The 25086-nt window shown below is 53.1% G+C and carries 27 protein-coding genes; 15 read left to right on the forward strand and 12 right to left on the reverse strand.

Annotated elements, in window-relative coordinates; translation table 11 throughout:
- The first annotated feature begins 7 nt into the window (after positions 1-7).
- Positions 8-1372 (forward strand): hypothetical protein, encoded by a 1365-nt coding sequence (locus EKD02_RS06340; RefSeq protein WP_126384565.1) that lies wholly within the window; start codon positions 8-10, stop codon positions 1370-1372.
- 137 nt (positions 1373-1509) lie between these two features.
- On the opposite strand, the gene EKD02_RS06345 is transcribed toward EKD02_RS06340, so the two are convergent.
- Genes EKD02_RS06345 through EKD02_RS06355 form a run of 3 tightly spaced genes read right to left on the reverse strand, consistent with a single transcriptional unit; the run spans position 1510 to position 3436 of the window.
- On the reverse strand, positions 1510-2775 hold the full coding sequence (locus tag EKD02_RS06345) for a Y-family DNA polymerase (protein WP_011889382.1): 1266 nt from the start codon (positions 2773-2775) through the stop codon (positions 1510-1512).
- Positions 2776-2786: 11 nt separating this feature from the next.
- Entirely contained in the window at positions 2787-3242 is a 456-nt protein-coding gene (locus tag EKD02_RS06350; RefSeq protein WP_126342646.1) for a LexA family protein, read from the reverse strand.
- Positions 3243-3247: 5 nt separating this feature from the next.
- Positions 3248-3436, reverse strand: coding sequence for a hypothetical protein (locus EKD02_RS06355; protein WP_011889380.1), 189 nt, complete (start codon positions 3434-3436; stop codon positions 3248-3250).
- Between the two features lie 205 nt (positions 3437-3641).
- Between EKD02_RS06355 and EKD02_RS06360 the strand changes: the two genes are divergently transcribed.
- Positions 3642-4118, forward strand: a complete 477-nt coding sequence (locus EKD02_RS06360; RefSeq protein ID WP_126342648.1) for a helix-turn-helix transcriptional regulator — start codon at positions 3642-3644, stop codon at positions 4116-4118.
- 34 nt (positions 4119-4152) lie between these two features.
- Here the strand turns inward: EKD02_RS06360 and EKD02_RS06365 are convergent, their stop codons facing one another.
- The 4 genes from EKD02_RS06365 to EKD02_RS06380 all read right to left on the reverse strand — a co-directional run bounded on the left by EKD02_RS06365 (position 4153) and on the right by EKD02_RS06380 (position 7171).
- The gene (locus EKD02_RS06365; protein ID WP_185805706.1) at positions 4153-4956 is read right to left on the reverse strand and encodes a DUF4412 domain-containing protein; all 804 of its coding nucleotides are present in this window, start codon (positions 4954-4956) and stop codon (positions 4153-4155) included.
- 88 nt (positions 4957-5044) lie between these two features.
- Positions 5045-5866 carry a hypothetical protein gene (locus EKD02_RS06370; RefSeq protein WP_126384568.1) on the reverse strand — a complete coding sequence of 274 codons (822 nt, stop codon included), beginning with the start codon at positions 5864-5866 and terminating at the stop codon, positions 5045-5047.
- A 188-nt stretch (positions 5867-6054) separates the two neighbouring features.
- Positions 6055-6411 (reverse strand): DUF3127 domain-containing protein, encoded by a 357-nt coding sequence (locus EKD02_RS06375; RefSeq protein ID WP_126342654.1) that lies wholly within the window; start codon positions 6409-6411, stop codon positions 6055-6057.
- A 136-nt stretch (positions 6412-6547) separates the two neighbouring features.
- Positions 6548-7171 carry a vWA domain-containing protein gene (locus EKD02_RS06380; protein WP_223267032.1) on the reverse strand — a complete coding sequence of 208 codons (624 nt, stop codon included), beginning with the start codon at positions 7169-7171 and terminating at the stop codon, positions 6548-6550.
- A gap of 167 nt (positions 7172-7338) precedes the next feature.
- On the opposite strand from EKD02_RS06380, the gene EKD02_RS06385 reads away from it, so the two are divergent.
- From EKD02_RS06385 to EKD02_RS06395, 3 genes are all read left to right on the forward strand, one after another.
- Positions 7339-7971, forward strand: coding sequence for a helix-turn-helix domain-containing protein (locus EKD02_RS06385; protein ID WP_126384571.1), 633 nt, complete (start codon positions 7339-7341; stop codon positions 7969-7971).
- A 31-nt stretch (positions 7972-8002) separates the two neighbouring features.
- Positions 8003-8587, forward strand: a complete 585-nt coding sequence (locus EKD02_RS06390; protein ID WP_126342660.1) for a 3'-5' exonuclease — start codon at positions 8003-8005, stop codon at positions 8585-8587.
- A gap of 563 nt (positions 8588-9150) precedes the next feature.
- Positions 9151-9627, forward strand: coding sequence for a PEGA domain-containing protein (locus EKD02_RS06395; RefSeq protein WP_202127092.1), 477 nt, complete (start codon positions 9151-9153; stop codon positions 9625-9627).
- A gap of 105 nt (positions 9628-9732) precedes the next feature.
- On the opposite strand, the gene EKD02_RS06400 is transcribed toward EKD02_RS06395, so the two are convergent.
- From EKD02_RS06400 to EKD02_RS06420, 5 genes are all read right to left on the reverse strand, one after another.
- Positions 9733-10278: a hypothetical protein gene (locus tag EKD02_RS06400; protein ID WP_126384574.1), complete on the reverse strand. Its 546-nt coding sequence runs from the start codon at positions 10276-10278 to the stop codon at positions 9733-9735.
- Positions 10279-10428: 150 nt separating this feature from the next.
- Positions 10429-10878 (reverse strand): 5' nucleotidase, NT5C type, encoded by a 450-nt coding sequence (locus tag EKD02_RS06405; RefSeq protein ID WP_185805707.1) that lies wholly within the window; start codon positions 10876-10878, stop codon positions 10429-10431.
- A gap of 38 nt (positions 10879-10916) precedes the next feature.
- A complete protein-coding gene (locus EKD02_RS06410; RefSeq protein WP_011889369.1) occupies positions 10917-11291 on the reverse strand; it encodes a hypothetical protein in 375 nt (124 codons plus the stop codon).
- A 49-nt stretch (positions 11292-11340) separates the two neighbouring features.
- Positions 11341-11829 carry a hypothetical protein gene (locus EKD02_RS06415; protein ID WP_126342666.1) on the reverse strand — a complete coding sequence of 163 codons (489 nt, stop codon included), beginning with the start codon at positions 11827-11829 and terminating at the stop codon, positions 11341-11343.
- Positions 11830-12132: 303 nt separating this feature from the next.
- The gene (locus tag EKD02_RS06420; RefSeq protein ID WP_185805708.1) at positions 12133-15195 is read right to left on the reverse strand and encodes a PAS domain S-box protein; all 3063 of its coding nucleotides are present in this window, start codon (positions 15193-15195) and stop codon (positions 12133-12135) included.
- 306 nt (positions 15196-15501) lie between these two features.
- On the opposite strand from EKD02_RS06420, the gene EKD02_RS06425 reads away from it, so the two are divergent.
- From EKD02_RS06425 to EKD02_RS06470, 10 genes are all read left to right on the forward strand, one after another.
- The gene (locus EKD02_RS06425; protein WP_126384580.1) at positions 15502-17112 is read left to right on the forward strand and encodes a SpoIIE family protein phosphatase; all 1611 of its coding nucleotides are present in this window, start codon (positions 15502-15504) and stop codon (positions 17110-17112) included.
- A 7-nt stretch (positions 17113-17119) separates the two neighbouring features.
- On the forward strand, positions 17120-18409 hold the full coding sequence (locus EKD02_RS06430) for a sigma-54 interaction domain-containing protein (protein ID WP_126342672.1): 1290 nt from the start codon (positions 17120-17122) through the stop codon (positions 18407-18409).
- A 228-nt stretch (positions 18410-18637) separates the two neighbouring features.
- Positions 18638-19468 (forward strand): hypothetical protein, encoded by an 831-nt coding sequence (locus EKD02_RS06435; protein ID WP_126342674.1) that lies wholly within the window; start codon positions 18638-18640, stop codon positions 19466-19468.
- 7 nt (positions 19469-19475) lie between these two features.
- On the forward strand, positions 19476-20195 hold the full coding sequence (locus tag EKD02_RS06440; RefSeq protein WP_011358094.1) for a sugar transferase: 720 nt from the start codon (positions 19476-19478) through the stop codon (positions 20193-20195).
- A gap of 14 nt (positions 20196-20209) precedes the next feature.
- A complete protein-coding gene (locus tag EKD02_RS06445; protein ID WP_126384583.1) occupies positions 20210-20563 on the forward strand; it encodes an STAS domain-containing protein in 354 nt (117 codons plus the stop codon).
- On the forward strand, positions 20560-21951 hold the full coding sequence (locus EKD02_RS06450) for an LbetaH domain-containing protein (protein WP_126384586.1): 1392 nt from the start codon (positions 20560-20562) through the stop codon (positions 21949-21951). The genes EKD02_RS06445 and EKD02_RS06450 overlap by 4 nt, the downstream gene beginning before the upstream one ends.
- A 13-nt stretch (positions 21952-21964) precedes the next feature.
- Positions 21965-22288: an STAS domain-containing protein gene (locus EKD02_RS06455; RefSeq protein ID WP_011358097.1), complete on the forward strand. Its 324-nt coding sequence runs from the start codon at positions 21965-21967 to the stop codon at positions 22286-22288.
- A 16-nt stretch (positions 22289-22304) separates the two neighbouring features.
- Complete coding sequence (locus EKD02_RS06460) at positions 22305-22733, forward strand: ATP-binding protein (RefSeq protein WP_185805709.1); 429 nt, start codon at positions 22305-22307, stop codon at positions 22731-22733.
- Between the two features lie 25 nt (positions 22734-22758).
- Positions 22759-23733, forward strand: a complete 975-nt coding sequence (locus EKD02_RS06465) for a glycosyltransferase family 2 protein (RefSeq protein WP_126342680.1) — start codon at positions 22759-22761, stop codon at positions 23731-23733.
- Positions 23734-23943: 210 nt separating this feature from the next.
- The gene (locus EKD02_RS06470) at positions 23944-24960 is read left to right on the forward strand and encodes an SLBB domain-containing protein (RefSeq protein WP_244924412.1); all 1017 of its coding nucleotides are present in this window, start codon (positions 23944-23946) and stop codon (positions 24958-24960) included.
- Positions 24961-25086 lie beyond the last annotated feature (126 nt).

A 25086-nucleotide genomic window follows, 5' to 3' on the forward strand; every position in this document is an offset into this window, starting at 1 on the left:
TACGATTATGGCCACGAGCACCATAGGGACAAGCGCAGCTGCAATCAAATGCTGCCCGGAACTGCAGGAAAAACCAGTATGCGACACACTCTCATTCCGTTACCGCCTGCCATTTCAGGCTAAAGCAGGAAAAGACACACAGCGGGTGCCAGTGGAAGTTGTGCTTCATTTTGAATTGACGCGGTGCACCGGTCCCCTGACCATTAGCGACCCCATATACTCCACGACCCTTCTCCCCGGCGAACAGGTACGGCTCTTCACCAGCGACCGCCACACGCGGTGGTCATATGACTCTGAATCGCAGCTCTCTTACCGCCATGAAACAACATCAGAAGAGTCATACTACACGCACGCCATGGCCGAGGCCATAAGCGACATCACGGCAAGCGACGAAGTTCAGGCTGATTCATCCTTTGAAAGTTCATGGGCAAAAGGGGGCGGAGGCGCCAGCCTCAACCTTGGAATCGTCAAAATTGGTGGTGGAGGAGGCGGAGGCAGCTATGACTCCAAATCAACCTATGACTTCAGCCGAAACATATCACAGCATGCCCACGCTGCATCAAGCTATGCGGCAGCCGGTGTCAGAGCAGCAAGCTCCACGGCAATTGGAGAAGTTGAGCAGCGGACACACGCTGAAGGAGAATCGGAAGCGCACTATGAATCCTCCTCACGCAGCTTCCGTAACCCGAACCGGTGTCATGCAGTAACCTACCTGTTCCACAAAATCAACAAAACCCAGACCGTGTCGTTCAGGCTCAAAGCCATAGAACGCCGCGTTGACGACCCCAAAGTACCCACGGGGGCATACCAGAAAGTGGTCCCTGATACAACCGGCCGCATTATGGTCAAACCCCAGTATATTACTGCAGCCAACAAAGATCGCCTGCAGATTGAGCATGTAGCCTATACCAGCGCAGCTGAGCATCAGCAGGCAGCAAAATCGGGACTGGGCTTATCATCCAATAAGTCCTTCGCTTACGCGGCAGCAACGGCAACACCTGTTACAGCAGACCTCAGCGAACCGACATACAGCATAGTAACCCGCGACGCCGCAATCAAAGCTGTTGATAACGAGCTTATGGAAGCAGGGCTGATTGACCGCAAAACCGGACTGGTGTCAGAAAAAATAATTGCTGAACTCTCATGGGAACGGACGGAAATTCTTCCCACTCCGGGAATCATCGTGAAAGGGTGCCTTGATGAGTGCGATACCTGTGAGGCTTCGCTTAAAAAAGAGATTGAACTCGACCTTGAGCGGCGCCAGCTTGAAAATGAACTCCTGAAACGCAAAATTGAACTGCTCGACCAAGCTCAGGAGTACCGTTGCTGCCCTGTTGAACTCATAGAAGACGAGGATGCAGATAATGGATAATCGCCGCTAAAGCGGAAAAGGAAAAAGCCTCATGCAAATGAGGTGGAGCATGCGTAATGGGGGAAGCATGCTCACCAGAAAACGGCCGAAAGGCCGTTTTCTGGTTTATGCCTCAACACCACACCAGGAAGAAAAGCTCACCGCACCGTCAGAATTTCATCCCACTGCGTGCTGCACCGCGGTGAAAGACGCTGCTGCACCGGCCTCCACGCATTCATATCCTCCGCCGCCAACCGTATCGACGACTTTCCATAACGCCTGTTGACCTCATCCATCACCGCCATCAGCCTCGTGCCGCGATCCTCGTCCGCCCTCTCTTCAAAGAGCGACATAGTCGTTTCCGGCTGGTTCCGCGATACCATTCCGCTCAGCATCACCCCGGCTTTGCGATACTCAATCCCCTCCCGGAACAGCCCCTCCAGCATTCCTGCCGCTGTTTTCAGAATCACCGACGAATCCATTGAAGGCGCCCCGAGGGCAGCCGTCCGGCTCAACCAGCACCGCCCACCCTCACCGGCAAACGGGCTGCTTCCAATAAACACCGTCACCATTGACGCCAGCTGCCCTTCTGCTCTGAGCTTCACGGCGCAACGCCCCGAAAAAGTTGCCACCGCCTGATGCAGTTCTTCAAGAAGCACAACGCTCCGCCCGAACGAACGCGAAGTACAGATGCTCTGCTTCACCGGCCGTACCAGCTCAAGAGGCAGGCACGAGGCCCCCTGTAACTCCGCCTGCACCCGCGCTCCCACCACATGCATCTGCATCCTGACCCATGAAGCTGAAGCCGCCGCAAAATCCCCGGCCGTCATAATTCCCCGCTCCTGCAGCCGACGGCTCCACTTCCTGCCAATACCCCACACATCTTCCACAGGCATTGCACGAAGAGCCGCCGCAATATCCTCCGGCGAAGACAGCACCACAACCCCGCCAGAGGCAGGGTTCTTCTTGGCCATCCGGTTGGCAACCTTCGCCAGCGTTTTGGTGGGCCCAATGCCAATGCTTATGGGAATGCCCGTATGCCGCCTCACCGTCCGACGCATCTCTTCCGCATACGAAGGAAGATCAAACCGGCCGAACCCGCTCATATCCAGAAACGCCTCATCAATGGAATAGACCTCTATCTCCGGCACCAGTCCCGTCAGGGTAGTCATTACCCGTGACGACATATCCCCATAAAGCGCATAGTTCGAGGAGAACACCTCCACCCCTCCCCGCCGAAGCCTCTCGCGACACTTGAACTCCGGCTCACCCATTTGTATGCCAAGCGCCTTGGCCTCAGCCGAACGGGCAATCACGCACCCGTCGTTGTTGGAAAGCACAACCACCGGAACGCCCTCAAGAGCCGGGTTGAACACCCGCTCGCACGAAGCATAAAAATTATTGCAGTCCGCAAGGGCAAACATAGTTCCCACCCCTACCGCGGCTTATGGATGATATAGCTCACAATCCCCCACACCAGAAACTCATTCTCCTCCGTCACCCGCACAGGCTGGAACAGAGGATTTGCCGGCACCAGGAACAGATCCCCGTCCTCCAGACGAATGCGCTTCACCGTAAACTCTCCGTCAATGAAACAGACCGCCACATCGCCATCTTTAGGCTCAAGAGCCTTGTCGATAATCAGCAGATCCCCATCCTCAATGCCCGCATCCATCATTGAGCTCCCCTTCACCCGCGCATAAAAAGTAGCCGCAGGATGACGGATAAGCGCCTTGTTCAAGTCGAGCGACATCTCCTCATGGTCTTCAGCCGGCGAAGGAAACCCCGCAGCAACAGCCGAACCCGCCACCGGAAGCGGCAGAGGCACTGAAAAATCAGGCACATAAAAGTCCAATGGCGACCCTGAACGAACCCGTGAAAGCATAATCATAGGCCTTACCCCTTCTTGCTGATATAAGCATTCAGCCCGATTGTTACCGGCTTGCCATCCACCAGCACATCAGTCACCGCATTGCCCCGGGTGCTGGCAACCACAAGCGTCTTCCCTGACGAGGAAAGAGTCGGCTTCTCAAGATCAATCTCAATACACAGCTTCCCATCCCGTATCTCCACCTTCATCGCCATAGCAGCTTCTCCAGGGTTACATGAACAAAATCTCCTGAACAAATATAGCACATCACAGCGCGGAAACGGAAAGGGGGCTCAAATCCCCCAAACAAATCAAAAAACAGTAAAAAAGCTGTCGGATGGACGAAAATCTGAAAACTTTTCTGTATTATGCATAGAGTATATGGGGTAGGCGAGTGAACCACAACCAACCGGAACTACCATGGCAAACACACGGAACGCAGCAGACCTGCAGAATGAGGTTGCCCGCCTCCGACAGACCGTAAAAAACAATGATGCTGAACTGGAACGGGTCGCCGGCGCCCGGGGCAACAGTCGATCAGCACTCCTTGTGCTGCTCGACCAGTTGCACGCACTCCCCATTGACCCGGAAAAAAGAAGGTCCATGACCTCAATCTGCCTGCAGCTGGCCGATCAGCAGAAACTTGAAGAGCATCTTGGCGTTGATCTCACCCGCTCAGACTATGCATTCATTCTGCGGCTGCAGGAAAAACATACCGGTCTGAACCGCCGTGAGCTGAAAATAGCCCTCTTCATCAAGCTCAACTACAGCACCATTGAAATAGCGCGATCGGTCGGCATAAGCACCAGAGGCATGGAAAGCATCCGTTACCGCATGCACAAAAAACTCGGCCTCAAGCTCCACCAGTCAATAAAAACATATCTCGGCGAGCTCTAAGGAACAACACACCAGAGAGCAACCAGCCCCCACTTCAGCGCTTCATGAGCTGCTGCTGCATCTGTTCGGCCGCCTCTTTCATCTTCTCAAGGTTCTCACCGGAAAGCACTCCCTTGCCCATATCCGGCATCTCAGTTTTCGTGTACCCCGCAGGTATGGCGAACATCGCAGGATCAGGGACCGTCCTGTCCACACTCACAAGATCAGTCACAATACCCGACCTGACATGCAGCGTTCTTACGGGAAAGCCATCAATGCCTTCAGCCTTCAGCTTTGCGGCAAGCGCAGCAACCGACTCGCGACCCGAAGCCTGCATCCGGGCATAGGTGAAATAACCGAGCAGATCAGGATTCAGCCACATTTCCACAGCCTCCTCGCTGCCGATGCTGCTGATTCGGATATGGCTGCACCGGTAGCCATTGACCGTTTCCGTTCCCAGCTGCTCCACAACAGCATCCCTGAAAGGAACAGCAGCATCAGCTGAATCCGCTGCCGGAACTGCCGCAGTATCAAATTCCATATAGGTCTTCGCCGCATCATTGAGCATATAGATACGGTCGGGAGCTGAATTCAGGGAAAGAACCCTCACCGGCATATGACCCGAAAGACCCGCAAGAGTCGTTTCCGTTTCCGTGAGAATACCCTCCTTGCCGATATGGATGGTCATGGCAGCCGAACCGGTTCCCGGCATGGTCGTTGTCATCCGCATCACCCCCTCGAAGGGATGAAGAGCATCAACAGCAGCAACCGGCTCTTTCATGTCACCACCGCCTTTGCAGGCAGAAAAGAAGAAAAGGGGAAGAAGGGCAAGGAGGAGAAGGCGAAAAGCGTTTTTCATGGCAGTATGCGTTTGGTTCCCATAAAATGTTGCGCCAGTCATGGGGGAAACACGGCAACTGCGTCATCATATAAATATACAAAAATATCTATCCTGCCTTTACTGCATCTGCTGAACTGCTGTCCCAAGAGCTCCCCCGAAGCTCCGCCATACTGAACACCTTCACATCAACCGGAAAAGGAACTTCGCCCAACCCCTCCCGCAGCCGCAAGGCAAGCTCCCCGACATCATCCTCCGGCCCATCAACCACCACCGCAAGAATCAGGGAAAAGTTGCCGCGAATAGCTTCAGGAAATCGTTCTGCCAAATCCAGAATGCGGGAAAACTCCCTCTTGAAACGCGCTGCAACGGCCTCACCATACCCGAAATATTGAACCTCAACCGCAATAGTCCGCTCCGGCGCCCTCACCAGGCCGTCGAATACATACGAACCATCCCCCGTCGAACAACTCATATTGCGCATTACCGGTACCCGAAGCTCCATGGCAATCTGGTTCATCGCCCGCTCTTCAGCCAATGAATACCGGGCACGAATATTCCCGCCCAAAATTCCCTCAACGCCACCACTGCAGGAAGGTGAAGCACCCGCCTCCTGTCCTTTTGCGTGATGGCCGAGCTGCACCAGTAATTTCCGCTCTCTTGCCTCCTGCGACGCCGGTCGGAACGAACGGAAAAAATCCGACTCATCCTCAAAATCCGACGGGGCATACATCACCCGGTGATTGAAAAGCAGGGTAGTAAAAAACAAAACAACCAGCAGGACGGGAAACGCCATAAGAAACCAGAGATAGATCCCCTGATTTTCAAGCGACAGGACAGGCAGCACCATTGTTGCCCCCAGTTCGGTCACTGCCGCAAAAACACCGATGATGGTAAGCGGATTGTTGATGAGCGTGAACTTTTCAAGCATCAGCCAGGTCTTTAGAATGGGGTTCTGAATAGTATCTGAAAGCACTGCAGCGCATCCTTCGGCGCCTGAGTCAATAAATAATACAATAAAAATTCATACCATCCCACCTCAGCCTACTGCATACGGCCAAAAAAAAGGCAGGGTGTCACCCCTGCCTCTGCTTCACTCCCCACTCTCGGCTTTTTCCCTCAGAACGGAGCATCTCCGTCGTCATAACCCGAAGGACCCGGTTCATAACCCTCTTCAGCCGCACTATAGCGCTCACCGCCGCCACCCGTTCCACCGGCAGACTCCACCTTCCACGCCTTCACATCGGTATACCACCGGCCATTAAACTCCCTGCTCTCAAGGTCAAAAGAGACCCGTAACTGCGTTCCCATCTGCAGCAGCGACCGGTCAACCTTATCCCCCCAAATGGAGACACACACTTTTTTGGGAAACTTTCCATCCATCTCCACCACAACATCCTGCTTCTTCCATACACCGTTTTTCCCGTTCCCCGTCTGCTCCGGCAGCACCGCAACCAATTTCCCTGTCAGCTCCATACTATTTTTTCCCCGTCATAAGAATTAATCAATCTACCCCGCCCACCCGGGCAGCACCTGTCAGATCAAATATAACACTTCATTCGCCCCGCTCCCCGTAGCACCAAAACTTTCCGCAGAACAGCATGAACCCGGCTCACATTTTTTTCGGATGTACCCGCTGCTCCATCACCCTCTCCGACAGCATGTCCATACAGCACGCCATCCCCTCCGGACTCTTCTCATACGAAAGAGCGGAATCCTGATGAAACCCCAGCCTTACCGCCTCATCAATAGCAGCAAGATCTGCACTGAGGAAAATGAACGCCCACCCCGCATCACTCTTCTCTTTTATCATCTTCTCCACCTGCTCTTTGCTGAACTCTTCGCTTGAGTTTTCCTGCCCGTCAGTCACAACCGCAACAACAACCCTCTCCGGCCGCTCACCCTCTTCAAGCTTTCCGATGCTCGCATCAATATCATTGATCCCCCTGCCCAGCGCATCGAGCAAAGGAGTGCCACCACGGGGAACATAGGTCTCACGGCCAAGCGGAGGAACATCCCCGATTGCCATAAACACCCGAAGAACCTCATAAGGATTACCCGAATCGAACTGCACAAGCGTAAGGGTAGCCTCCCCCGGCGCCTCCCTCTGCTTTTCCAGAAAAGCATTCACTCCGCCAATTGTGTCGTCACGAATGCTCGCCATTGAGCCCGAGCGGTCAAGAATGACCGTAATGTGCGTATATCCCTTTTTCATTGCCTCTCCTGTTGGTTTCATTGAAATCTCCCCATCCGCAATCAACCCGCCCATAACTCCTCCATTGTTGTTATTTTAGAGGAATACTCCGCCTTACCGCCGAACCAGCCAGAACCCGGGCTGAAACAGACGGTTCGCATTCAGAACATCACTTGTTCTATTATAGAACATATCGTATAATAAAGCAAATGACAAACGAACAAATCGGACTCAGGATAAAAGAACTCCGCAGCCAGAAAGGGCTGTCGCAGGAAGAGCTCGCCAGGAGGGTAGAGCTGCCGAGAACCGCTGTCACAAAAATTGAGTCGGGGAGCCAGGAGCTGCGCTTCCGCGAACTGGAAAAGTTTGCCGAAGCGCTCGGCACCCCGATCAGTGAACTGGTAGAAAAGCCGCACGAAAGCCCCGCATCTGTCATGTGCATGAGCAGCACCTTCATGGACAACTCATTCATGATGACCTCTGAAAGCAGCGAGGAATACAAAGCATCAAACACCCGGCTCCGCACAATGCTGCTCTTCATCCTCCAGCGCACCGCCGGAAACCCCGAAATGGACGACAGGCGCATTGCAGACACAATCCTGACTGCCGACCGCCTCCACCGTGAAGCCTACGGTCACACAATATCCAGACTCACCCACACAAGCCGCCCTGAACTAGAACATGCGATACAGGAAACCATCAATGAGATGATAGAAAAGAATGAACTCACGCCAGTCACCAGCAACCGCTCAACCACCCCGCGGTACCTGCCGGAAACGCAGCCCGACCTTCAGCTAATCACTGCCGCCGAATATATCATGATGGAAAAAGCCATCCTCTAACACCTCCAGCAATCTAAACGACGCCACCAGCATGAAAAAAGTCCTATGGTTTGACCTCGAAACAACCGGCATAGACCCCGAGCGTAACGGCATCATCCAATTCGCCGGCCTCGCTGAAATTGACGGAGCAGTAGTTGAGTCCTTCGAAATCAAGATGCAGCCGCACGAAGGGGCACAGATAGACGACGAAGCCCTTGAAGTCACCGGCTTCACCAGGGAGGCAATACGCACCTTCACCCCGCACGCCGAAGCCTACCGCCAGATCGATGACTTTCTTGCACGCCATGTATCCCGCTTCGACCGGAACGACAAATTCTACCCCGCAGGCTACAATGTCCGCTTCGACCTGGAATTCCTCAGCCGGATGTTCAAACGCTTCGACCAATACGGCCTTGGCTCCTTCACCAACTGGAGAATGCTTGACCCACAGCCAATCCTGAACCTGATGGACTACATGGGAAGAATATCGCTCCCCAACCACCGCCTCCAGACCGCCTGCGACCACTTCGGAGTAAAGCTGGAAAACGCCCACGACGCACTAGCCGACATCACCGCCACAAGAGCACTGATGCAGCGACTGCTGGAGCATGTATCAATCGACAGCATGCATCATTGACCCTCGACATTGAAAATGCCGAGGCATAATCAATACATCCCGCAAACGGTTCCCCATCCCGGGCCGGAATGGAGTTTTCGCCACTCTCCGACTAAAGGAGAAATACACGAACCCATCATGCCGTTTTCCCTGCGATTTCAAGCCGCACCATCTCTCCTTTCCGGAAATCCGCTTGATTTTTTCCTCGCTGAAGTGGACCCCACCAAGGAGACAGAACAGGGACAGAGTTTAAGCTGGTAACCAGCTGATTATGCAGCGGATAGGCGCCGTCCGGCTTTTGAAGTGACCGATTAAGGGGATATACGCAACTGAACAGTTACCAACTTAAACCGCTGTCTAAAAATCGGGCGCCACGGCAGGGCTCGCCCCCCCAAGAGCAGTAGGCGGTTTGGCGGTGGCGGGCTCATTTGAGAATTGATGCATTTATTTAATGTATAGGACAGCCGTTGTCCCATCCACCCCCCTACTATTCCATCAATAACACATGTGTCAGCTGTGCCGTTCTTTGCGTACGCAGCCTTCTTCGGTTGGCTGCGCTTTTTAAACTCATAACCACCATCATCATGAAAAGAACAATCATTACAGCATTACTGCTGGGCTTTATCGCACCGTGTTTTTCGGGATGCGCAACCATCATGGATGGTTCTTCGCAGAATCTCAGCATTTCCAGCACGCCGACCGGAGCAGGTGTTACGGTTGACGGCAGAAATATCGGCACGACTCCCCTTACCGTTGATTTGAAGAGAAAGGACAACCATACGGTAAAGATTGCGCTTGCCGGTCATTATCCGTATGAAATGACCATCACGAAAAAATCAAACGGATGGGTATGGGGCAATATCGTCTTCGGCGGATTGGTCGGATTGGCTGTGGACGCCATCAGCGGCTCGATGTACAAGCTGAACCCGGAGCAGCTCAATGCTGAACTCCGCAAGTCTGATCGTGCTTCTGTCACGGTGCAGGATAACACCATTGTTGTTGCCCTCACACGGACTCCGGATCAGTCCTGGGAAAAGATCGGCGAACTCAAGCAGATGTAACCCTGTGGGCCGATGTGCATCAAAAAGGAGCCTTCGGGCTCCTTTTTGCATGTCACTGCAATCACTCCTGAAGGGGAGGACATGTTGCCCGAATGCTAAAATCAATTAGATGATCCTGTAACGAGAGCGCACAGCCGCCACATAGCATTCCAATTTCTCAATATGGCCAAGCTCAGACCTGAGCTCGAGAATATACTTGAGGTAGCCCATCCGCGCTGAAAGGGAATTCATCATGAACCCGCGCCCCATCGACATATTCTCCTTCATCGCAACGGCATGGGCATCGTATTCACCCTGCAGTGCCTGAAGTTCTTCACGCACGGCGCCCTCCGCCACAACATTCACCATTTCCCGGATCTTCCCGAAACTCTTGAGAGCATCATCATATGCCGTAAGATCCTTTGAGCAGCCGCACCCTTTCCGGTAGTAGAACCCGTTCTGTTCGGGATTCCGGGAGCGGCCAAGTATCTCCTCCATCTCCAGAACAGTTTTCGCAAACCCGTAGAGCGCCGGACGCCCATAAGTTCTGTAAGGAGCTCCCTCAGCTGCCAGCCTTCGGGCAATGCTCACGACCTTATGAAGCGCCTCGCGCCTCCCGGGCACATCACTGCCTGAGAAAATCCCGTCCGTGTTTTCTTCATTGTTTCCCATTGTGTTTTCCTCCTGTGGATTGGTGGTATGGCCTGCGTTGCAGGCCATGGAGGAAACCAGGGACTACGACGCTTTAGCGATGTTCTTTAAAGTCGCCCGCAAGTTGTAGTGGTTAAATCAGCGACTGTACTGCAAAAGCAACATATGGAGTCAACCCGGAAGCAGATACCGCACCACGGACTCCCAATCGGGATACAACGAACTCCTGAAATGAATCACCTCGCCATTGAACCTCTCGACCCCTCTTTTTGTGGGCCTGTCATCCACAAGATAGTCCCCATGGTTCAGGTTCTTGTGGTGGCTCAGAATCAGCCGCTTTTCTACCGGCTTGCCCAGATGCTCCTTCACCCACAGCAGTTTGTCGGACCACGCTGAAGGGTTGTTCCACGGCGCAGTGGACAGGATGTAGGTATCAAAAACTTCAGCAAGCTGGCGGAACGCCTCCACTCCCCCCGGCATCGGGTCCATCAGTGAAAATATCCCTGGCGTATCGTCATAATTATCCCTGTATGCCTCCCGCTTGCCGATGGGCAGGCGGTCGATGCCGGACTGGAAATCCACAAGGGTTCCATCAAGATCCAGATAGAGAACTTTCTTCATATACATAGCAGAATGAGTTGTTGAAAAAGTGGCATGATTCAAGAGACCAGCCCCGTCTCAACCACCTTCATCGGTCCCTCTCCGCAGGACGGGCAGGGCCGACCGTCCAGATCGTAAAAAAATCTCCCCACGGAAGAACCGCACAAGGCACATCCGACACGATCAACCTGAGAATCAAGCTCCGACACGCCGGAACACCTGAAACAGAGCCACTGGTGCTGCCGGCCCGTCCGGCGTTTTACTATATCCACACCGGCATCCTTTCCGAGCACCGCCTCAATCGCCTTATGCTCCAAAGGATGCATGCACCGTACCCTCGTTCCGTCATCATCGACGACATACATCGACCCTTCACGGGCAAAGGTTCCGGGGCTGAAAAGGCAGCTGCTGCATGTAACATCGAATATCAGCATGGTTCACCATGTTCGCGCAACAGTGAGAGCGGATCCGTTGTCGCTCCCATCAGTGCTGTTCCTCCCCCGACCACAACAGTACTTCGCCGCTGAACCCTCCTTTTGAGGCACTTCCAAGGAACAATCGTTCGCCCATGGATGCAGAGTAAATGGTCACCTGCGGTTGGAGAAGGAAATCGGAATCAAGGATCATGTCGTACTCGTCGATTTTCACCCCCTCATGCGGAAGGACATTCAGATAGACATGCCCGCCGTCTTCAGGAGAATCGACAGTAACAACATCGTCATCGCAGGTCTGGAACCCCCCTGTTGCATAACTCACCCTGTCGATGACCTCCTCCGAATCATTCACGAAGTAGAGTTCGTCGTCGTCCGACACATAAAAACGATAGAGCGGAACCCTCGTTTCTTTGGGAGGAACCGAAGACGGCCATATGTAGTGCCGTCCAGAATGGGCCTCATAATCAGCACGCCGTTCGGCTTCATCGTAACAATTAATTTGAGGAGGATTCTGGATGCGTTTGTGTTCAAATGTCATGGGCATGGACTCCTTCATCAGTTCAATTCATCAAGCCATCCTTGCCATGAAGGCGGGGACGGGGCAGGGCGACAACATTGCATCGTACAACCCTTACCATACTCAATGTATGCCCGGCACTCAGACAAAGGCTGTCCGAGTAAAGACAGAACAGCAATAATCAGAAAGGAAACTGCGGTTGAAAATCAATCCAATATCGCATCTTCCACTAGTCGATCTCTGAGATATGAGGAGTAGGTCAGCACAACCATCCAAGATGTTCAGAAGCTCAATCACAGAAAATGTGATGGCCTGTGCATATCTTCATTCAGTAACCCGAGACTGGACGACGACCTCGTCAGCCGCTTCTTCCGCTCTCTTCAGCAATACGGTAAACTGACTCCCCCGGTCCAGTTCGCTCTGCACTCCGATGCTCCCCTCCTGCATTTCGACAATATCCTTGACAATGGCCAGACCGAGTCCGGTGCCCTCGATTTGCAAAGCACTAGGAACGCTCCGGTAGAATCGATCGAAGATCTTTTCGTGATCCGATGCGGCTATACCAATGCCCGTATCATCAACCGTAATAGAAACCATCTCTTCCGCCCCCGAGATACTGACCTTCACCCGACCACCCTTCGGAGTGAACTTCAACGCGTTGCCAAGAAGATTCATCATGACCTGCTTGAAGGAGTCCTGGTCAAAAACGACACGGTGTTCCCTGTCCGGTTTCTCTTCAACAAGCTCAATCCCTTTCTCCTCAGCCTGCCGTCTCAGGATGGCAACAACGGCCGAAACAGGCTTTACGGGGTCAAAGATTTGACTGCTGTACTTCGCCTTGCCGCTGTCAATGCGCGAAATGGTGAGAATATCCTCGATAAGACTTGAAAGCCGGACGCTCTCGTCATGGATGATTGAGGTGAACTCAAGACGGGTTGCAGGGTCCAGCGAGCCGCTTTCTTTGAGCAATGTGCTGGAAAAGCCAAGGATGGAAAACAGCGGAGTCCTGAGCTCATGAGAGACGCTGGAAATAAAATCGTTTTTGAGGCGGATGTTTTCCTGGATCTGACATTCATGTTTTTTCTGCTCACTGATATCGCGCATGGTGCCGACTATTTTCATCAAGCCGTCAGGTACACCCTTGATGAGGCTGATTGCCAGTGATACGGTAATTGACTCACCGCTCTTCGTGAGGAAATGGGCCTCGAAGTCCCTGAGGCTGCCCCTATCAACCAATGCGCTGATCAAGCGGTCCCTTTCTTCCGGATTAACATAATAATCGAGCGACTGGCGGTGCAGGATTTCGTCTCTTGTATAGCCGAAAGAACTGATGGAGGGGCTGATCTCCTCAATCGTACCCGTGGCAAGATTTACTTCAACATAGACATCCTGAATGCTCTCGAAAATCGCACGGTACTTTGCTTCCCGTTCCCGAATCTGCTGCGCTGACTTTTCACGGTTCAGGGATCCGAAAATAATATCACTTGCTAGTTGCAGGAGGGGTATATGATCTTCATGAATGTTTAGAACTGAACTATTGACCCAGTCCAGCCCCAGAAATCCTCCTGAGAAACCGGCGGTCGAAACCGGCACGGCAACGAGAGAGCGGATGTCTTGGTGCTCAAGGGATTCCTTTTCCAGCTTCGCCTCCACGGGAAGAGCCGAAACATCCGGGATAAAAATCGGTTCATGCCTTTTGATGCGCTCCATCCACCACGGAAACTCGTCAACAGCAAGCTGCTGCAACCCGTGTTTCTTCGCCGCCACACCTGCCGCACACCACTCGTAAGTATTGCTGACCATCATCCCGTCATCCGTGAACTGGAAGATATAGCAACGGTCAGCCTTGGTAAATGATCCGACAAGTCCCAGAACATGCTCAATACTCTCATCCAGCACTTCACCAACCGGGGTCATGAGATACGCTGAGACATTGGCTAGCAGGCCCTGAACACCATGCTTTGCCATCAGTTGCTGGTTGGTTGCCATCAACTGCTGCTCACTGGCCTGCAGCTGCTGGTTTGCCGCCATCAACTGCTGCTCACTGGCCTGCAGCTGCTGGTTTGCCGCCATCAACTGCTGCTCACTGGCCTGCAGCTGCTGGTTTGCGAGGCGGATTGCCTGCTCAGCCTCCTTACTTTCAGTGATATCACGGAATACCCCCATCAGACAGGGTCTGTCACCGAAGAGAACTCCTGATGCTACAATGCTGACAGGGATGCGGCTTCCCGCTGCGGTAATGACCTCCGACTCGACCACCCGCTGCACTCCTCTCGACTGCCGCTCAAATCCCTGCAGCGTCTCATCAAGCACATCGGCAGGATGAAGGGAATGAAGCGTACGAAGCTTGAGGTCAGCAACACCGACACCCGTCATCTCCTCTGCCGCATGGTTACAATGCACGATTCTCTTCGTTTCCACATCAGCAACCACGATGGCGTCGGGAATGCCCTCATACAGTGCATTAAGCTGCGCTACGCTGGCGGCCAGTTCATCTTCAAGGTGCCTGCGCTTCGTGATGTCATAGTTGGCGCCAATCATCTTCAGCGGCGTTCCTGCTTCATCATACAGGACAACCGCGCTGGCTTTGATATGATGGACATCTCCTGATGGATGGACGACCCGGAACTCAGTGTCAAAAGGCTTTCCACCCCCAATCGCATCACGGAGTTCACCAACCGAACGATCCATGTCATCAGGATGAAGGCCCTGCTCCCAAGCCTCATATGCCCCGGAAAATCGATCAGGCTCAATGCCGTAAAGCCGGTACATCCAGTCGTCCCATACGAGCAAACTGCCGGCGATGTCATATTCCCAGATTCCTATTCCTGCACTGTCAACGGCAGCCTTCATGCGGCTGGACAGTTCCCGGTTTTCATTATCTAGTCGTTCAAGGTCGCGGGCCATCATCCGCTCTTCTGTGATATCGCGATCCAGTCCTGAGTACCCGGCAAAGGCCCCGTTGTCGTCATAGATCGGAATACCGGTGGTAAGCAGGGTTATCAGCCGGCCGTCCTTGTGGATATTGATGTTTTCAATGGCATGAATCGGCTGCCGGCTCTCGACAAGCGATCCAAAAATCCCGCTGACGCGTACCGCCTCTTCTGGAGGCATGAATGCAAAGGGTGGCTTTCCGAGCAGTTCCTCCGGCTCATATCCCAGAGACTCTTTGACCTTAGAGCCAACACTGATATAGTTACCCTGCACATCAACCTGCCAGAGCCAGTCACTTAGGGTTTCATGCAATACCGATTTTTCAAGTGTCTGAAAATATTCAGCTGTCTTTCGTTCATCCATAAACGGGCGGCAGATCGCGGCTGACTGCGTTTCAACCCGCGCCAACGACTCCATAAGAGGCTGAATCGCATCAGAGCTGAGGCCTGCCATAGCAAGTTGGGAGTGTAATTCTGCGATATTCTGCAACAGGAGCTCAGCTGACTGTACAAGTGCGTGTCTCATAAGGGGGTGGGGATTACAGAGATCTATCGTTTGATCTGATTTGCGCACATCCGGGGTGCTCAAAAAATTTGAATTAAAATATGGCAGGAAACTTTCTCATTGCCAAGAAAGTACGAAAGAATGCCCTGGCTTAAATGGTTCCATTTATTATCGTATACTTACGAGGCAAAAACGCGCGGAGCGCTATGAACCAGCTTATTACTAACCGCTGTATTTAGCCAGACCACGCCCCTCATGGACATGAATACCGATGCCAATATCCTGATAGTCGACGACGAGCAGGACACTCTTTTTGCCCTGAAGCGATATCTGCGGCTTGAGCCCTATACAACCCATTTCGCAAAAAGCGCAGAGCAGGCCTTAGAGACATGCGATACAATCAATATCGCCGTTGTTGTCACCGACCTCCGTATGCCGGGCATGTCCGGCAAAGAACTGCTTGACGCTCTCCAAGAGCGGCACCCGTTGATCGTGCGCATCATCATCAGTGGCACCGAGGATATCGGTATGATCATCGACTCGATCAATTCAGGAGTGATCTTCCGCTTCATCCCGAAGCCAATGGAGCCGGAACGCATGAAGGCAATCATCAGGGATGCCATAGCATTCTACCGGATGCAGCTGGAACACCGGGAGATGTCTGCCCTGGCCGAAAAGCAGAACCGGTATCTTACGCAGATCAATGATGAGCTGCGACTCATGACAACACGGCTTCAGGACAGCGAACAGCGCTTCCGGGCCATGAACGATGCGGCATTCGACCCTATTTTCCTTCTTGATGCAGCCGGCCGTATCGTCTATGCGAATGTGGCGGCCGAAACCATTTTCGGGTATACCCGCAAAGAATTTCTGTCGCTCCTGGTTGGCGATTTGATGACTCCGGAAAATATCAAAGCAGGAATAATTGAAAAACTGCTTACGTCGCTGAACACGGCACCGAAGGAACTGGAGATAGACTGCCTTAAAAAAGATGGAACCGATGTAAACATCGGGATTTCAGTTAACACGGCCAAGATCCTCTCGGTTCCGCATATCATCATGATTGCCAGAGACAACACGCTCCGGGCCCAGGAAGAGAAAAGCCGGCTTGAACTGGAAAAAGTACAGAAGACGCTTGAATCCCAGATTGAACGACGACTCCTGCAGCGACATGTCCCGATTACGCTTGAGGGCGCCTCTATCAGCCACTTCATGCTCTCCTCGGGACACCTGAACGGTGATTTTTCAGACTTCATCGTCTATGAACAACAGCTGGCTGATATCCTGCTCGGCGATGTCATGGGCCATGGTATCCTGTCGGCCCTGGTGGGATCGGGCATGAAATCACTCTACCTGAGGACGATTGCGAGGAAAAGCTTCAGAACAACCGTTCCTGAACTACAAGAAATCGTCACCGATCTCCACAGGGAGTGCATTCATGACCTGCTGGACATAGAAATCTATGCGACCATGCTCTTCTTCAGGCTTGACCTGAAACACAAGAGACTTTCGATGATTGACTGCGGGCATACTTCAACCATTCATGTCCATGCAGCTGACGCCACATGTTCCCTTCTGAAAGGATCGAACCTTCCGATTGGAATGGTTGAGGAGCAGGACTTCGCCTGCGTCGATGTGCCGATCGAGCACGGTGATACCATCGTCATTTACTCCGACGGGATCACAGAAGCCCAGCTGCCCGATCGCTCGTTTTTCGGAGAAGATCGCCTCATCGAACTCGTTACCCGGCACCAAAAGGCCTGCACAGACGATATACTGCTCGCTATCCGCCAGGAGCTCTCTTCCGCAACAGGCGGAACTACCTTTGAAGACGATGCCTCGTGCATTGTCATCCGCATCAGCTGAATCGACTATGGGCATATCCTCCATCCTCATCATCGGCGGCAAGCCCGGAACCTTCCGCCAAACCGCCCGGCCCCCCTTCAAAGTCACCTATGTGGATGATGCCGGGGATGCTGCGGCATTGGTCAGAGACGACGAAATATTCCAGCTTGCCATCATCACCCTCAGCAAAACCGGGCCCGCCGTTCTCCCCTTATGCAACAGCCTGCTGGAAGCCACCCCACCGGCAAAAGTAATGTTAGTTGCTGGTGATGACGAACTGCAGGAGATACTTTCCTGGCTTGCAGGACTCACTCCCGGGGACATCAACAGCTTTACCCGCAGCACCGCGCCTCTGCCGGAGAAAGAAAAAACGGTTACGAGTGCACTCCCGTCCCGCTTCGAAGGCCTCATCGGGGAGTCGCCGGAAATGAAGAAGGTAAAGACCCTGATAGAAAAAATCGCGCCGACGGGCACGACTATTCTGCTGCAGGGGGAAAGCGGTACAGGGAAGGAGGTTCTTGCCAGAGCCATCCACCGCAGCAGCGCACGCAGCGACAGGCCGTTCATCCCTGTTGACTGCGCAGCAATCAGCGGCACGATTATCGAAAGCGAGTTGTTCGGCCATGCTAAAGGAGCGTTCACCGGAGCGGACCGCAGCACGCTCGGCATGATCCGCTCAGCCGACAAGGGAACATTATTCCTTGACGAAATCGGGGAACTCCCGATGAACATGCAGGCCAAACTCCTAAGGACTCTTCAGGAAAGAGCCGTCAAGCCGGTAGGCGAAAGCAGGATCTACCCCGTCGACATCCGCATTATCGCAGCAACAAATCGAAACCTCGCCGAAGGGGTCAAGAACGGGGAGTTCCGTGAAGACCTTTACTACCGGCTCAATGCCATCACCATCTATGCCCCCCCCCTGCGCGAAAGAGCTTCAGACATCCCGCTGATCTGCCGCCACATCCTCAATCGCCTAGAGAACGAGGGATTTACACAAAAAACTATTTCAGAACGGGCATTGACCATGCTCTCGGCCTACGGATGGCCCGGCAATGTCAGGGAACTCGAAAATGTGATGCGCCGGGCCACCATGCTCACCAATGGCGACACCATTGATACAGATGTACTGTCCTTTGAATCTGGCCACATGCTTGCCCTTGAAGCCTGCGATGTCAATCCCGGAAGCATGGCTTCACATGAAAAAGAGGCTATCCAGAAAGCCCTGCAGAAAACCTCGGGGAACAGACGTGCCGCCGCCGACCTTCTCGGCATCAGCGAAGCGACCCTGTACCGCAGACTCAAGACCTACAGCATCTGACCCGCTCCGCTCCCCCCTCTCCACACACGCACAAGCACCTCTCTCGATGAGAGATAGTATCCACTTTGACTTGCATTCTGAAAGCGAAGGTCCGCATCAAAGAAGACATAAGTCACCCGAACAGCACGCAGACAAAGGCTCTGAAGCCCTCCCCTCAATTTGGCACTGTTCTTGCTATATTTTTCAAGATAAGAACGAGCCCATTTCCTTTAAACCGAAACAATACGGATGGCTAACGAACAGCTCAACATGACCATGACCCGAACAGGACACATCATGATACTGGGATGCTCACACAAAACCGTGCAGCTGCAGGACCTGCTCGGAAAAAAAGGCCATATGGTATCGGTTGCCGGAAACCATGCTGCATATATAGAAGCCATCGAAGCAAAGCCCCCCTACGAGATAACCATACTGACCGACAGCTTCGATGATGCACTCAATAGCTCGCTGCTGACCACTATCAGAATGTCCTGCCAGCCCGGCAACATCATCTGCCTCTGCAGTGGGGACAGCCCTGAAACGGAGCGCCTGATCCGGTCATCAGGCCCGGTTTTCTATGGCAGCTGCGAAAGTTTCATTGCAGAGGCTGACCGGATCATCCAATCGTCATTGGCCGCATCCGGATCAAGAGCAAGCGACAAGAGGGCGGCATCGGCAAAAATGCTTGAGCAACGACTTCTTACCCCCCCACCATTCACTTTGAACAGCCTCAGGCGCCAAATACACGCCGTGAGAACTGGTGCAGTTACAATAGCGGGTCGCTCAATGGAAGTACTTATGGCACTGACGCTCCTTACCCTGACAGGATTGCCTGTCCTGCTGGTGCTGGCGGCAAGAAAGCTTCTCAAGGGAACGCCGGTACTCGATACCGTTTCAATACGGACATCAACAGGAACGGCAGTGAAAGCCTACCGGTTCCATTCCACCGGACATGCTTTTCGCGACATTCCGCTCGCAGTCCTGATTCTTTTGGGGAAACTCTCAATCATTGATACGAATCCGCCTGACCACAACAGCGTAATGCAGTGGAATGCGCTGATACGTGACTTGCAATAGGAACACCATGGAACTCGACCCGACCGTCAGAAAAGAGCTGATCGAGAAAATCAGCGAGACCATCAGCCCTGCAGCCCAGAGACACAGGGCAATGCGGGTATACATCTGGGAAGCGACAGTCCGGGTCTCCTATAGACTGAAACGGCTGCTCGACATCACCGTATCGGTTGCTGCGACCATCCTGCTCATGCCGGTTTTCCTCATCACGGCGGCAGCAATCTGGATCGAGAACCCCGGACCGGTACTCTTTGCCCAAACCAGGGTGGGTCGGAACGGCAGGCACTTCAGGTTCTTCAAGTTCCGCTCCATGGTAGTCAATGCCGACTGCATGAAAGATCAGCTTGCCGCAATGAATGAATCAGCGGCCGGAGTGATTTTCAAGATGAAAAAAGACCCAAGGATTACGAAAGTAGGGCGTATAATCCGTAAGTTGAGCATCGATGAACTCCCTCAGCTGCTTAATGTGCTGAAAGGTGACATGAGTCTGGTGGGCCCGAGGCCTCCGCTTCCACGGGAAGTCGCGGAATACACCCTCGAAGAACGCAAACGGCTGCATGTCATGCCAGGCATCACCTGTCTCTGGCAGGTAAGCGGAAGAAGCGACATCCCGTTCAACGAACAGGTCCTGCTTGACATGCAGTATATTCAAAGTTCCAGCATCACCAACGACATCGCCCTGCTTCTCAGGACAGTTCCTGCAGTGCTTACTGGAAGGGGCGCATATTGACAACGAGAGCCGCTATGGAATTCACTGTCGACACATCAGCTGGAGTACGGGTAGGAGTGGCCATCCTTCCCGAACGCATCGACGCTGCCAGCTGTGCAGAGCTTCAGGCAGCGGCTGCGGGGTGGCTGAAACAGACGGCAAACCTGGTATTTGACTGCTCCGGCCTCGACTTCATCGACAGCAGCGGCCTCGGTGTTCTGGTTTCGACCCTAAGAAAGACCATTGAGCAAGATGGGGATCTCAAACTTGCCTGCCTCGGCATGAAAGCCTCCATGCTGATGGAGCTCACCAAGGCAAAACGGCTCTTTTCAATCCATCCTGATGCCGTATCTGCCATAGCGGCCTTCCATGGAGGAGTGCGGCAATGAACACAGGATCAGTGCAGACCCTCATCGTGCTGCGGGAAGAGGAACACGCATGGCTCCAGGACCTGTTCAGAAGCCGCCACCCGATGCTGGTGACACTCTGCAACAAGCCCTTCATAGAGTATCTTATCGACTTTGCCATTCTTTCCGGCAGCGAAGCCTTAAGGATCGCAAGCGACAGCCCGATCACCGATCTGGAAAACTACTGCAGGAACGGAAGCCGTTGGGGCATCACCATCGACTATGCACATATTCTTCCCGAAGATGACCAGGAACGGCTCCTCGAAAAGAACCGACAGTTCTGCTCCAGAGGCAAGACGATGCTGATTGAAAAAACGCTATTTGTGGCCTACGACAAAAAAAACGACTACAGACTATGGCTCAGGGCCTGTCCGGAAGGAGTCGCGGTTTCCGGCACGAGCGGATCAATCACCATCCTGGGTAACAAACAAGAGAACGCCATACCGGGACCCGGTCCCGGGCCATCTCTTCCAATGCTCCTCACCATAGGGGAATACTACCGCCTTGCTGACGACACACTGAAGAACGCAGATCGCTACATCCTCCCTGGCTACAGCAGCGAGCCCGACTGTTTTCTTGGAAGAAATGTGGTCATCCAGAAAGGGGCAGAGATCCGCAAGCCCGTCATGATCGGCAACAATGTACAGATCTCGGCAGGCTCGATCATCGGCCCCGGGGCCATCATCGGCAGCAACATCATCATCGACAGGGAAAGCGTTGTTTCCGGAAGCATCCTCATGGACAACACCTTCATTGGCGAGCAGCTTGAAGTCAAAGGGAGGATTGCTGACGGCAGCCTCCTCATTGATCCTGAAAGCGGAGCGACGCTGCAGATGGAAGACCCTCATCTGATGAGCGTCATCCAGCCCGGTGCATCGACAAAGCAGATCATCCGCCGCCTTATCCACGCCCTTGCAGCCCTCGCCCTGCTCATCGTCCTTGCCCTCCCGTTCCTCGTTCTCCGTCCCCTGCTCGGATTGCGCAGGAACTGGCATACGAAGAAACGCCTCTTCCCGCCGGGAGCAACAGCAAAAAAACTCACCATTGAACAGGTCGTGATCAGACCCGAGGGAGCAGACGGCAGACTCGCCATTGCACTATCCATCGATCGATATCCCTCGCTTTTCCAGGTACTCGGCGGAAAACTCCGGCTGATCGGGCACCGTCCGGCAGTATCTTCGGATACATCAACAATCTCTTCAGGCTGTATCGCCATGAACCCTGCCGTTTTCGGTTATGCAGAAACTGAAGAGTGGCCCGAAAATGAGCGCGATGAACTGATGGTCGACCATTATCATCTTCTTCATAGCGGCTCGCTTAACGACATCGGCCTGCTTCTGAAGGCTTTACTGAACAAAAAACACATGTAACACGGGAGGAAACATGAATATTGCAGAATCCACCATCAACGGCATAAAGGTACTCTCACTGGAGGGAGTACTCAACGCAGCTTCATCGCCAAAGTTCAAAGCCTATCTTGAAACGGCAGATCACTCCGGACCCATGATCATCAATCTGGAGCAGGTCGAGTTCATTGACAGCAGCGGGCTGGGGCTGCTGGTTAGGCTTGCCAGACAGAAAAAATCGGCCAATGAAGCCCTGAAGCTGGCAAAGATGAATGACCGGGTGAAGCGCGTGTTCGAGATTACTCAGGCACACAGCCTCTTCGACATATATGATGACATTCAGGCAGCTGCCGGCAACTAATACCGGAGACCATAGTATGACTCAAATTCTTTCGGCAACCCTCAAAGCTGAACTTAAAAACAGCCGGATCGCCGCAAATATCGCCCGCTCAACCGCTGAAGTTTTTGCCGAAGAGCGCCACTTTTCCGGAAATGTCCAGGAGTTCGGCCACACCTTTGAACTCGCCGTAAGCGAAGCGTTCACCAACTCCGTCAACTACAGGGATCCGAGCATCAAAGACATTACCGTGACAATCGGCTTTGAGGAGGAAAGCAACGCACTGACGGCCAGCGTGACAGACATGAACGCCCCGTTCAACATCCACCCTCCTGAACCCGAAATCACTGAATATCCGGAAGGGGGATTCGGACTGCTCATCATCTGGAAGCTCATGGACGAGGTCTCATGCAGTCGGGAAGGACAGCGCAATGCGCTCTCCATGAAAAAATTCATCAGCAGACCCTGAAAACCAATAACCCCCTCCCCAACACATGGTATCGGTCATCATCGTCAGTTTCAACACCCGGGAAATCCTTGCAGAGTGCCTCATGAGCCTGTTCCGACATGCCGGAGAAGTCCCTATGGAAGTCTTCGTTGTCGACAACGCGTCCAAAGACGGATCCCCGTCGATGGTCAGGGAACGGTTTCCTGCAGTCCGGTTGATTGAAAACAGTGACAACCGGGGGTTTGCAGCAGCAAACAATCAGGCATACACGCTCTCGCAGGGTGACTATGTCGTCCTGCTCAACCCGGATGCCTACCTTCAGCCCGAATCTCTGGCCAACGCGGTTGCATTCATGGACAGAACCACCGGATGCGGGCTCTCTGGCGGAAAAATCATCTCCCCCAAGGGAACGCTCGAACCCTCGGCAAGGCGCTTTCCCTCAATCCGCTCAAAACTGCTGACCATCTCCGGCATCAGCGGCAGGTACCCCCGCTCCCCCATCCTGAACCGCCATGAATTCGGTGGATTCAACCACGACGCCCCCATGGAGGTCGACTGGGTCCCCGGGACCTTCACCATCATCCGCCGGAGCATGCTTGAGTCGATCGGTTTTTTCGACGAACGCTTCTATCTCTATTACGAAGAGACCGACCTCTGCCGCCGTGCGAAAAATGCAGGCTGGAGCGTGTATTTCATTCCCGATGCGGCAGTCATACATATCGGCGGGGCATGCAGCAAGACGAGAAAGGAAAAGACTTTTGACGATTCAGGATCACAAGTGCTCTCCTTCCGACTCCGCAGCGAATGCCTCTACTACAGAAAAAACCATGGAGCAGCAATGCTTATCGCATCAACAGGACTTGAAATCTTCTGGAACCTTCTGATCTTCACCAAAAACATGGTTATCCCCTCGGAAGAGGCGCAGAGAAAACGCACGGCATCGATTGGCATCGGCAAACAGACCCTCCGTGCACTAAAAGACACCCGCTTTGGCACAATCTCACCACCAACTCCATGGTAATCATGAGACAACCCGCTCCCCGACAGCCAGACAGAAAAACAGCTGATACGATCAACATAACAGAGTAACATCCCATTAACATTATGGCACGGATTGTCTGATTTCTGTGGCAGTAATGAAGGAATAATTCCCCCTGCAATGCACCACAAATTTTCTTCTCCCCTGATACAACCGCCAGTCGTCAAGGTTTTGCAGTGTCTTTTTCTGGCCTTGCTGCTCACCTCATGTGCGGGGCTTTCACCCAAGCCTACCAAAAACCCTCAATCACCGCCTCCCGGCAGGGACTTTACCATAAAGCTACCAGACAAATCCCCCATCTTCGCCAAGAAAGAAGACCTCAATAAAGAAATAATCGAGGCAAAACCTTTCGAATACCGCCTCGGACCGGGAGACATCATCGGCCTCAAGGTTTGGCGACGCCCCGAACTCTCGGAAGAACGAATGATCATCTCTCCGGATGGGTTTATTGCTGCCCCCAGGGTCGGAATGCTCAATGTCAACGGTAAAACCCCTGACGAAGTCAAAGAATCGATTACTACAAAACTTGAGGTCCTGTACATCAAACCGGAAGTCACCATACAGGTACATGATTTTCAGAATAACAAGGCCTATGTGCTTGGCAATGTCAACAAACCCGGGTTGGTACGATTCTCAGGCAGGGGGACGCTGCTCGAAGGCCTATCGCTTGCTGGCGGGGTCCCGAAAGAAGATCGTATGACCCGCTGTTCAATCATCAGGGGGAACGATCAGGTGATTTGGATCGATCTGCAGGATCTGCTCTCGAACGGAAATATGAGCCTGAATACCACCATCCACAACAACGATATCATTTATGTGCCGGAACACGCCCACGACATGATTTATGTCATGGGAGAAGTCAAGACGCCCGGGGCAATCCCCATGCATGACGGCATGAGCGTACTCAAGGCAGTCATGATGGCAGGCGGCATCACACGAACGGGCAATGAGGAAAAAGTCTTCATCATCCGTCAGCAGGATACGAATGGCACAGTGGCTGAAATCAACCTCAAAAGACTGGTTGAAAACGCTGATTTCACCCGAAACTATACCCTCATGCCCAACGACATCATATATGTCAGCCCCTCCGGCATGGCAAAGTTCAACTACACGCTTCAGGATATCATGCCGACGCTACAAATCATCAATCTGGGAACATCTGCGCTGAATTCAGTCAATTCAACCATTATAATCCCATCTCAGCCTTAACAGGTAATTCCGCCCAATCATGCTGAAAGAACAGTCAACAAAAGATCCGCTACCATTGGGGAAACCCAGAAAGGCTTTCGACTTAGCGGGCTTTATAAAAAGGTACGGCTTATTCATCCTGCTGCT

This window comes from Chlorobium phaeovibrioides (assembly GCF_003968655.1).
Lineage (GTDB): Bacteria > Bacteroidota > Chlorobiia > Chlorobiales > Chlorobiaceae > Chlorobium > Chlorobium phaeovibrioides.